At 38.6% G+C, this 11,379-nt stretch carries 8 protein-coding genes; 6 read left to right on the top strand and 2 right to left on the bottom strand.

Features of this window, described 5'->3' with window-relative positions; all coding sequences use genetic code 11:
- Window positions 1–738 precede the first annotated feature (738 nt).
- Together crtO and NIES592_RS09255 are read left to right on the top strand one after the other, a co-directional pair.
- Complete coding sequence (gene crtO, locus NIES592_RS09260; protein WP_071846725.1) at window positions 739–2,457, top strand: beta-carotene ketolase CrtO; 1,719 nt, start codon at window positions 739–741, stop codon at window positions 2,455–2,457.
- A 274-nt stretch (window positions 2,458–2,731) separates the two neighbouring features.
- Window positions 2,732–3,823, top strand: a complete 1,092-nt coding sequence (locus tag NIES592_RS09255; RefSeq protein ID WP_073555575.1) for a saccharopine dehydrogenase family protein — start codon at window positions 2,732–2,734, stop codon at window positions 3,821–3,823.
- A 222-nt stretch (window positions 3,824–4,045) separates the two neighbouring features.
- On the opposite strand, the gene bcp is transcribed toward NIES592_RS09255, so the two are convergent.
- Window positions 4,046–4,534 (bottom strand): thioredoxin-dependent thiol peroxidase, encoded by a 489-nt coding sequence (bcp, locus tag NIES592_RS09250; protein WP_073555574.1) that lies wholly within the window; start codon window positions 4,532–4,534, stop codon window positions 4,046–4,048.
- Between the two features lie 6 nt (window positions 4,535–4,540).
- Here bcp and NIES592_RS09245 point away from each other — a divergent pair, with 6 nt between their 5' ends.
- From NIES592_RS09245 to NIES592_RS09230, 4 genes are all read left to right on the top strand, one after another.
- The gene (locus tag NIES592_RS09245; RefSeq protein WP_073555573.1) at window positions 4,541–5,947 is read left to right on the top strand and encodes an FAD-dependent oxidoreductase; all 1,407 of its coding nucleotides are present in this window, start codon (window positions 4,541–4,543) and stop codon (window positions 5,945–5,947) included.
- 96 nt (window positions 5,948–6,043) lie between these two features.
- Window positions 6,044–8,461, top strand: coding sequence for a hypothetical protein (locus NIES592_RS09240; protein ID WP_073555572.1), 2,418 nt, complete (start codon window positions 6,044–6,046; stop codon window positions 8,459–8,461).
- Between the two features lie 119 nt (window positions 8,462–8,580).
- Window positions 8,581–8,982: a fasciclin domain-containing protein gene (locus NIES592_RS09235; protein WP_009458949.1), complete on the top strand. Its 402-nt coding sequence runs from the start codon at window positions 8,581–8,583 to the stop codon at window positions 8,980–8,982.
- Window positions 8,983–9,220: 238 nt separating this feature from the next.
- A complete protein-coding gene (locus tag NIES592_RS09230; RefSeq protein WP_073555571.1) occupies window positions 9,221–10,375 on the top strand; it encodes an acyltransferase family protein in 1,155 nt (384 codons plus the stop codon).
- 23 nt (window positions 10,376–10,398) lie between these two features.
- Here NIES592_RS09230 and NIES592_RS09225 read toward each other — a convergent pair whose 3' ends face one another.
- The gene (locus tag NIES592_RS09225; protein WP_062245702.1) at window positions 10,399–11,142 is read right to left on the bottom strand and encodes a tetratricopeptide repeat protein; all 744 of its coding nucleotides are present in this window, start codon (window positions 11,140–11,142) and stop codon (window positions 10,399–10,401) included.
- Between the last annotated feature and the right edge of the window lie 237 nt (window positions 11,143–11,379).

Below are 11,379 nucleotides of genomic sequence, written 5' to 3'. Positions count from 1 at the left end.
AGCCACACGAGAAATTTGTATTTCCTGAGGAGGTATTACCTCGTGGTAACGCTCTGTAATCGACGTGTGTTTTTCAATCTTTCATAACTAAAAGTATCTCCCCACCTCAAAGGTGGGGTTTTATTTTAAGTGAGGTTATTAGTAGAGGCTTTCACCCTTTAATATCATGTTCGCTTAAATACTTATACTGTCGCGTGGGCTGTTAATAGGTAATGGGTAATCGGTGAGACTACTTGCCGTCTTGGCTTATACCGAGATGGCAAAGTAGCGAACCCGAAGGGTAACGGGAAAAACCAATGACCAACACCGAAGCATTATATTATAAGCAATTAGCCGAACTTGATATAAACTGGAATTTTGAGTTTAGATATTAACTCAATAGTTGCGATGGTCAAATACTGCTTCTTTGGAGCGTCACAGCGAAAATATAAAGTTATTATCCGAACTGAAAATTACACACAATCAAAAATAGTATTTTGTGCGTTAAAAAAGAATTTACTTATTCAGTTTTTATAGATTAATATATCAAAAAGCAAATTATTATAGACTGGTTAGCAGCTTCTCCAACTAGAGCACACAAAGAACTGCAATTAGGTTTTTAAGCTAAAAAAAGTAATCATTCTTTTTTTAATCACTATCAAAAATCATCCGTCTAAAGATTTTTAATCAACTCTGAATTTTTATAACTGTTGAGTGATGTAAGATTTGTAACGTATTTCTAACATTGAAAAGATATTCATGTCTAAAGTTCTCACTATGCAAGAATACGATGTTGTAATTATTGGTGCAGGACACAATGGACTAGTTTGCGCTGCCTACTTATTAAAGGCAGGGTATAGTGTTCTGTTACTAGAAAAACGCTCTGTTCCAGGAGGCGCAGCAACCACAGAAGAATGCTTGCCACAAGAAGCACCAGGATTCAAATTTAACCTATGTGCGATTGACCACGAATTTATTCACTTGGGACCAGTAGTTGAAGAACTAGAACTGGAAAAATATGGTTTGAAGTACCTTGAATGTGATCCAGTCGTATTTTGTCCTCATCCAGATGGTAAATATTTTTTAGGTCATAAATCTCTAGATAAGACTTGTGCAGAAATTGCCCGTTACAACGAACGTGACGCTAAAAAGTACAGAGAATATACAGAGTATTGGCAACGAGCTTTAGGTGCAATGATTCCGATGTTTAATGCACCACCCAAGTCAATCTTAGATATTCTTGGCAACTACGATGTCACCAAAATCAAAGATTTATTCTCTGTAATTGGTTCTCCTAATAAAACGCTGGATTTTATTCGCAACATGCTAACCAGCGCCGAGGATCTCCTCAATGAGTGGTTTGATGAGGAATTTCTCAAAGCACCCTTAGCCAGACTTGCTTCTGAACTTGGTGCGCCCCCTTCACAAAAAACCATTGCGATTGGGGCAATTATGATGGCAATGCGTCATGATCCCGGTATGGCCAGACCTCGTGGTGGTACGGGTGCTTTGGTGCAAGCTTTGGTAAACTTAGTCAGAAGCTTAGGTGGTGTGATTCTGACCGATCAGCATGTTAAGAAAGTGTTGATTGATGAGGGTCGTGCTGTGGGTGTAGAAGTAGCAAATGGTACAATATATCGCGCAAAACACGGCATAATTTCTAACATTGATGCCAAAAGACTATTTTTACAATTGATAGATGAAAGTGATGTAGATGCTGCTGATGCGGATTTACGAGAAAGATTAGAAAGGCGCATTGTTAACAATAACGAAACCATCCTCAAGATTGACTTGGCATTAAATGAACCACTGCGTTTTGAACATCACGAACATAAAGATAAATATCTCATTGGTTCTGTATTAATTGCAGATTCAGTTTCTCACGTAGAACAAGCCCACAGTAAATGTATCTTAGGAGAAATTCCTGACTCTGACCCATCAATGTACTTAGTAGTGCCAACAATGTTAGACCCATCAATGGCACCACCAGTTAAACATACAGCGTGGATTGAGTTTTTTGCACCCTATCAAATTGCTGGTGCAGAAGGTACAGGTTTGAATGGCACAGGTTGGACAGATGAATTGAAAAACAAAGTTGCTGATCGGGTAATAGATAAATTGGCAGACTATGCACCGAATGTCAAAAATGCCACTATTGCTCGTCGTGTGGAAAGCCCAGCAGAATTGGGTGAAAGACTGGGTGCGTACAAAGGAAATTATTACCATGTTGATATGACACTTGATCAAATGGTATTTTTGCGTCCCCTACCGGAACTAGCAAACTACAAAACACCAATCGAAAATTTATTCTTGACTGGTGCGGGAACTCACCCCGGTGGTTCCATTTCAGGAATGCCAGGACGCAACTGTGCGCGGGTATTCTTGCAGACAAAGCATCCGATCGCCCAAACTTTCAAAGATGGCTGGGCTTCGATTAAGTCTACAGTTGGATCAGTATTTGGGATTAATGGTAAGTAATCGATAAATCATTATTACTCCCTCTCAACTTTTTTCAAACTGAGGGGATTTTTTCTGATTTTACTTGGTGCCTTTGTGTCTTTGTGGTGAAAAAATAAATTTTATGAACCACCAAGATACAAAGGAAACTTATTATTTAGGATTACACCACCAAAGGGCTTATTAAAATTTCACAAAAATTATACTTTTAGATCATCAAAGTCATACTTGCTAGTGATGACAAGCATAACTAAAAATTGATGTAATAAAGCTGCTGTTGCCAATATTTGGAGCAATGACAGATCGGGTTTTAATTCTTGGCGGAAGGGGGCGAATTGGTGGTAGTGTTGCCCGGGATCTACTCACCCATACACAAGCAGAAATCCTCATCACTGGGCGCACACCTGCACAGATGCAAGATCATACTTCTTTGCAATATATGGCGTTAGACTTGGCAGAGGTGGAAAAATTACGGCAGGCGATCGCTTCTGTAAATTTAGTAGTTCATTGTGCAGGCCCGTTTCATTATCGAGATGCCAATGTTTTGAAAATATGTATTGAACACGGTGTTAACTATGTAGATGTTAGTGACCACCGTTCTTTTACTATTAAAGCCTTACAATATCATGAAAAAGCCATGGCTGCGGGTGTAACAGCAGTAGTTAATACTGGGATTTTCCCCGGTATTTCTAATAGTATGGTACGTCATGATATCGAACAGTTTGATATACCAGAAAAAATACATTTGAGTTATTTGGTATCTGGTTCCGGTGGTGCTGGCATTACCGTGATGCGAACCACATTTCTCGGTTTACAAAATCCTTTTGAAGCATGGATAGATGGTAGATGGCAAACAGTTAAACCTTATAGTGAAAGAGAAGTTGTTGAGTTTCCATCTCCCTACAAACGTAGTGGAGTTTACTGGTTTGATATGCCAGAAACTTTTACCCTACCCCATGCTTTTCCAGCAGTCAAAACTGTAATTACTAAATTTGGTTCTGTTCCCGATTTTTATAATCATTTAACTTGGATAGCAGCCCATGTCTTTCCGAAATCATGGATAAAGAACCCTAAAGGTGTAGAATTTTTATCTCATGTTAGCCATGCAATGACAGATTTTACTGACCAATTTACTGGTATTGGAGTGGCGGTTCGTTCAGAAGTAACAGGGCAAAAAAATAATCAACAAGCTGTTTATTGCTCTACTTTAACTCATGCAAATACAGCAGCAGCTGCTGGTTGTGGTACGGGTAGTATTGCTCAATTTTTATTGGAGGGAACACTCAAAAAACCAGGAGTTTGGCCTGTAGAAGAAGCATTACCTACTGATTTATTTACCAAAGCAATGCAAAGTCGAGGGGTAACTATTCAGGCTAATTGGCAATAAAAAAATCATATGTATGTATCGTTGTTTGATGTACTAAAAATATAGTAGTTGACGAATAAATTGAGTAGAGGAAAAACGAACACAGATTAACACAGATAAACACCGATAATGCCACACCGGTAAACCACCAACGCACAATCCATCGGTGTGCATCGCCTTGCACGGTGTTCGCTTTTAAAATTAACTTGTGTGCGTTGTTTTAACTCATAACCAACTACAACTCTAAACAGCTGACAATTCCTGTAACTTAGCAAGTACAGCTGCAACATGGCCTTTCACTTTCACATTCGACCAAACGTAAGCCAATTTACCATCAGGAGCAATCAAAAAAGTTGAGCGCACTACACCCATGTATTCCTTACCCATGAATTTTTTCACTTGCCACACACCATAAGCTTCGCATACTTGATGTTCAGGATCACTTAATAATTGAATTGACAAATTATGTTTTTGAATAAATTTGCCATGAGATTTTTCAGTATCAGGACTGACGCCAACAATTTTAGCTCCCAAGGCACTAAATTCTTGAGATAAATCAGTAAATTCTTTGGCTTCAGTTGTACAACCGGGGGTATCATCTTTGGGATAAAAGTACAAAATTAGCCATTGTGATTGAAAATCATTCAGACTAATTAAATTACCATCTTGATTGGGAGCAGTGAAATCAGGTGCTTTTTCTCCTGCTTGGGGAAGATTTTTCTGAGAAGTCATTAAATTATGTTAAGTTCGGCAGAGATAATAGTATCATTTGCTGAACTAAATGCGATCGCTGTTATGAAGTTAGAGAAAACTGTTGTTATTGGTGGTAGTATAGCGGGTTTGCTAGCGGCACGTGTACTTGCAGAATATTGTGATTCGGTGACAATTATAGAAAGGGATAAACTACCTTTGCAGCCTCACAATCGCAAAGGCGTTCCGCAATCAGTGCAACCTCATGTTTTATTAGTACGAGGATACAGAATTTTAGAGGAACTGTTTCCCGGTATAGGTTCACAGCTAAGTGCGGCTGGTGCGCTAACAATTGATTGGTTGCGAGAATTTTATTTGTTTGCCCAAGGAGAATGGAGTAATAATGCTGTTGCACCTTCTGAGATAATTTCCTTTACTTGTTCTCGTCCTTTGTTGGAATGGACAATTCGCAAAAGACTGGCAGAGTTTTCCCAGATCAAGTTTATTGAACAACATCGAGCGATCGCCCTACTGACAAATTCTCATAAAACCCAAGTTACGGGAATCAAGCTGCAATCTCTCACAGGTGATGGTATAAAAGATTTAGCAGCTAGCTTGGTAGTTGATGCCAGTGGACGTAGTTCTCATGCACCCCAGTGGTTAGAAGACATAGGATTAACACCACCACCAGAAACTATAGTCAACCCGTTTTTAGGATATGCCACAAGGCGTTACAAACCACCAGAAGATTTTAAAGCAGGCTGGAAAGTAATGCTAATTTCCCAGGAAGCCCCACAAAATACCCGATTAGGATATTTGGCAAAAATTGAAGGTGGAGAATTAATTGCTACTCTTGGCGGTTACGGGCGTGACTTTCCACCATTAGATGAACAGGGTTTTTTGGCATTTGCCCGCAGTCTTTCCAGTTCGTGCTTTTATGAAATAATTAAGGATGCAGAACCAGTCTCGCCTATTTATGCCCATCGGGCTACTGCCAATCGATTGCGTCATTATGAACAAGTTCAAATGCCTAAAGGCTTTGTAGCATTAGGCGATGCAGTTTGTGCCTTGTGTCCAGTTTATGGTCAAGGGATGACAGTCAGTGCTTTATCAGCAATGGTTCTTAAAGACTGGCTGAACAATAGTCAACTTGTAACTTCTCGCTTCCAAAAGAACTTAGCAAAAAGTAATGCGCTGCATTGGATACTAGCAACAGGACAAGATTCTCGTTTTCCCACAACAGCAGGTAGAAAACAGCCCAACAGGCTTAACAAACTCTTGGCTGGATATAATCAAAAGCTGATGCAAATGAGTAATGTAGATACTGATTTGCGTACTCTGTTTGCAGAGGTTAGTCACTTTCTCAAATCACCTCTAACTTTTTATCATCCTCAAGTTATATTACGTGTCATTAGAAGTAGTAAGCAGAAGATAAAAGAAAGCAAAAATCTTTGAGAAAATTAGCACTTTATACACAAAAATGTTTTATAAATATTAACATAATTTACTTACTAAATACACTCTAAATGTAATGCTAATGGTACAAATTACATGGCATGGACACCATTAAGAGAACGAATTACTCAATTACCGCTCGTTCTCGCAGGCCCAATTTTACGACATACTGCACCAAATTCTGCAACGGTGTGGGTAGCTTTGCAAGAAAGCCGCATAGTTACTCTCAAAATATTTGATACAAATAAAAATTTATTACTAATAGGTAGTAGAACAACTATTAAATTAGGAAATAATTTATATATAGTTGCAGTCACGGCTCAAGCAAGCGAAAATATACTTTTGTATGGTGAAGATTACCTTTATAATTTAGAATTTGGTAACGAAGAAAATTTAAATAGTCCTGGAATATTAAATACAGAAGGTTCAATTACAGAAATTACATATCCTCCCTATAATTTGCCTAGTTTTGGGCTTGTACCTCATGACTTAAAAGATTTACGCCTTGTTCATGGTTCTTGTCGTAAGCCACATGGCGAAAGCTTGGATGCATTTCCAGCTTTAGACAAAATGATTAAAGAAGCGCTAATACAAGACCCAAAAAAACGGCCGCATCAACTCTTTCTTACAGGTGATCAAATTTATGCAGATGATGTAGCTGATGCCTTACTTTTCATGTTAATAGATGCAGGCGAAACATTATTCGGATGGTCAGAAAAACTACCAGATGTCACCAATACTGAAGAATTGCAAGCTGGTCAACGTAATTATTTAGCAACCTATACTGCTGGCTTAACAGCAAGCATCACTAAACTGAATAAAATTTCTAACATCGCCAAAAGTCATTTATTCACATTCAGCGATTTTTGTACAATGTATTTATTCGCTTGGTGTGATGTGTTATGGCCGCAGCCTAAGGATTTACCCACATTTGCGGATGTGAATCGAAATTTACCGCCGCTTAGCAGTAGCGAAGATTTATTTTTAGAAGAACTTGAGGATTTAAAAAACTTTCAGACCACACTTAAACAGGTTAGACGGGCTTTAGCTAATATTGCCACTTATATGATCTTCGATGACCATGAAATTACCGATGATTGGTATTTAAACATGGCATGGTGCGATCGCGTCCTCAGTAAACCCTTGGGTAGACGCATCCTCCAAAATGGTCTACTCGCCTACGCAATTTGTCAAGCTTGGGGAAATACACCAGCAGAGTTTACAGACGATAAACCAGGAGAAGCATTATTAAAAGCTGCTGTTGGCTGGTTTGCTTCCCAAGGACAAAACCTCAAATACGAACAGGAAATTACTCGCCGCCTTGGTTTACCAGCTATTACAGATATCAAAAATAGTCACCCTAGACAGCTACCCCACACAGATGCTTCTCTAAAATGGCATTACACTGTTGTCGGACCAGAATATGAAGTCATAGTACTTGATACTCGCACTTGGCGGGCTTTTCCAGGGAAAGATTTTGATTTTCCAGCACTTTTGAGTGAAGAAGGTTGTGATCGGCAAATCACAAAACTAGCTCATCCCCAGAATGCTAAAGTTACCTTTGTCATCTCACCAGGTCCTGTAGTTGGTGTACCATTTTTAGAAACAATTCAAAAGACAGCTAAAGCTTTCGCAGAAAAATTTAATAGTGCTGCTTGGGGTTTTGATCCCGAAGCTTGGGGTTTAGAAACAACAGCATTTGAAAGACTGATAGCTTGTTTAGCATTACGAGCATTACCAGCAAAACAAAGCTGTGTCATTATCTTATCTGGTGATGTCCACTATAGTTTTGCAGCTAGCCTAAAGTACGCAGCAATCCGTCCTTTTCAACATTCCAAAAATATCAATACTGAACTACTTGCTATTCAATTTACTAGCAGTTCCTTTAAAAATGAAGTAAGTGGTACAGGTGGAAGCCATTCACTACATAAAAAAGGTTTTCTTCCGATTGAGCAGATAAACTATTTACCGAAAGCAGAAATTTTAGGGTGGGAAAATCAAGAAGAGAAAGAATTAGAAATTGGTGTGATACATGTGTATGTTGATCATGTCCCACAATGTATTCCTTGGATTATTAAGACGAATCCCGCCATCGTAGATTTAGTACAAGAACGCAGTTGGCATAAAGGATTACAAATTATTAAACAACCCGAATGGTGGTATAAAATTAATTTCTTTTTAGGTAAAGATGAAAAAGCAAAGGAACCAGAAGATACTAATTCTCTCCAACCCCAATCTATAACTGCTCCCCTACCTGGACAAAATCGCAAGCTACCTTTAGAAAAATATTTGGCGATGGCTAAAAACCATCGTAATTATCGTGGAAAATGGGGTGCTGGTAAAGCAGTTGTGGGAGTCAATAATATTGGTGAAATCACTTTTGAGGTGGTTGATGGTAAACAGACAGCTGTACAAACCCTCTGGTGGCGACTACAAAGTTGGGAGAAGGGTAAATTATTAGAACCTTTCCCTCTCACTCGCTATGAAGTACCGTTGGAGTTTGACGAGGATTAAGGCAAACTTAAAAGCACCTGTCCCGATAACAGCATATCTACTGATAAACATCATTACTTAATCAAAATGCATAATAATTTACTCTCATTTAAAATCTTTTTAGAGTGATGGTGAAATAAATGGCTGATATAGTTGATATTGCTGTTGGTGCAGGTTCTTTTACAACTTTAGTAACTGCTGTACAAGCCGCAGGATTAGTAGATGTATTAAAAAGTCCCGGCCCATTTACGGTATTTGCACCTAATGATGATGCTTTTGCCAAGCTACCACCGGGAACTATACAAACTTTAGTGCAAAATATTCCCCAGCTAACGCGCATATTAAAGTATCATGTTGTGCCTGGAAAGCTTAAGCAAGCTGATTTAGCTCAACTTGGGACTGTGACTTCCGTAGAAGGTTCAACAATTAAAATTGACTGTTCTGATGGTTTTGAGGTCAAAAATGCGACTGTGTTAGCAGCAGATATTGAAGCTGATAATGGTGTCATTCACGTTATCGATACGGTAATTTTAATGGGTTAATTCAGAAGTTCTGGCGGTAGGGTGGAGAAGTGATTATGAATTACCTGCAACTGCATAATTCATGGTTCCTACCACCCAAATAAGATTAGACAACATTAAAACATCCAAAATGCTGACGAGCATACAGCCCGCCCGTCAGCATTTTTTTATTACTCTATGTTTAAAATGAACTTAGCAACTAGTTGATTAAATTCATTAAGAGAAGTAATTTAGTAGGTCACATCAAAAAAATATATCTATGCGCCTAACTTCTCTTGATGTTTTTCGTGGGATCACCATTGCTGGTATGATCCTTGTGAACATGGCCAGCATTGCTGAACCTAATGTCTATCCACCTTTACTTCATGCTGAATGGCATGGATGCACAGCAACGGATTTAGTATTTCCCTTTTTTCTCTTCATTGTCGGTGTGGCAATGAGTTTTTCTTTTTCTAAATACACCGATAGCAAATTGGATGGAGAGAAAGAAAAAGTCTTCGTGTCTTTACCTTATTGGCGTATTATTCGCCGCGCTGCGATTCTGTTTGTCTTGGGCTTACTTCTCAATGGCTTTTGGAATCAAGGTGTTTGGACTTTTGATTTCAATAGCATCCGCGTTATGGGAGTATTGCAACGTATCAGCCTCACTTACTTGTTAGCTAGTCTGGTAGTTCTTAATCTACCGCGTAAAGGTCAATGGATATTAGCGGGAGTGTTACTTATTGGTTACTGGTTAGCAATGATGTACGTACCTGTACCTGGTTATGGTGCTGGTGTGCTAACGCGAGATGGTAATTTAGGCGCTTACATTGATCGTTTAATTATTCCGAAGGCGCATCTATATAAAGGTGATAATTACAACTTTATGGGAGATCCGGAAGGACTTTTCAGTACTATTCCTGCTATTGTTAGTGTCCTGGCTGGGTACTTTGCTGGACAATGGATACGTAGCCAAAAACAGATTAATTCTAAAACCAGCATGGATTTAGTTTTGTTTGGTTTAAGTTGCTTGGTGATTGGCGGAATTTGGGATTTGGCATTTCCGATTAATAAAAAGTTGTGGACAAGTTCTTACGTAGTTTTTACTACTGGTTGGGCATTATTGTTACTTGCTTTTTGTTATGAATTAATTGATGTTAGAAGAGTGCGGCGTTGGGGAAAATCTTTTGAAATCATGGGATATAATCCGATATTTCTTTTTACTGCTTCTGTGTTGCTAATTAAGATACTAGTGAAAACTACGGTCGGCACAGGAGAAAATGCTCCTAGTACCTATAATTGGATTTACCGAAATTTATTTGTACCTTGGGCAGGTGCATATAATGGTTCGCTATTGTTGGCGATCGCAACTGTTTTATTATGGTTAGTAGTTGCCTATGCTATGTATCGGCGACGGTGGTTGATTAAAGTTTGAAGCCGAAGCTTGGCTTGGTTAGTTCACTGGAATAATTCTTGAAAGCGCCTATTACCACGCACTTTATTAAAATCAGAGTCAGTTTTTGCTAACTTCTCATATTTACCAGGAACAAGCTTCATGGCCTTTTTTAAGTTTTCAGCAGCTAGTTCTACCTTGTTCTGTAAAGCGTAAGTACATGCCTTGTTGTAATATGCTAAGTCTTTATCAGGTTTAATGGCGATCGCTCGATCATAGGATGCGATTGCTTCTTGATAGCGTTGCAGTTTTGTTAGTGCGATACCTCTATTAATCCAAGCTTCATATTTATCTGCTTTGATTGCGATCGCTCGATCATAGGATACTAGGGCTTCTTGATAACGTTCCAGTGTATTGAGGGTGTTACCTTTGTTGTACCATGCCTCATCTCTATCCGGTTGAATCGCGATCGCTCGATCATAAGATGCTAATGCTTCCTGATAATGCTGTAATTTTGTTAAGGCATTGCCTCGATTAATCCAAGCTTCAGCAAACTGAGGTTTGATGGCAATAGCTTGATCAAAAGCCGCGATCGCATCCTTGTATCGTTGGGAGTTTAAGAAAAAATTACCTTGCTGAAAAAACTTTTCTGCTTTTTGCGTCGTCTCTGCTTCCGAAAATAATTGAGCAACATTAGTTTCTTGGACAATTTGTCTAGTATTTTTCCCTGCTGAATTTGCCCAATCATCACAACCTAATGTCAGTAAAGTTATGAAGCCAGAGGCTATAAAGCAACGCCAACAAACCATCTTTCACAAAACTCGCTATTCAATTGATAAACAGTTTTTTTCTTTCAAGATTGGGAAGGCTGTCTACATTATCATCACCTAATTCAGGTAAATGTGACTGATAACCACTGTTTAAGAACTATTTTTTGATGATCACAAATATAACATACTATCAATTTTTTATTATCTTTTTTGAGGTAATTTTCAAACCAAAATATTATTTATATTTTCCATGATATTATTGACTTGATTTATGCT

This window comes from Fischerella major NIES-592, assembly GCF_001904645.1.
GTDB classification, from domain to species: Bacteria; Cyanobacteriota; Cyanobacteriia; order Cyanobacteriales; family Nostocaceae; genus Fischerella; species Fischerella thermalis.
This window is presented reverse-complemented; position numbering and strand designations above follow the sequence as displayed.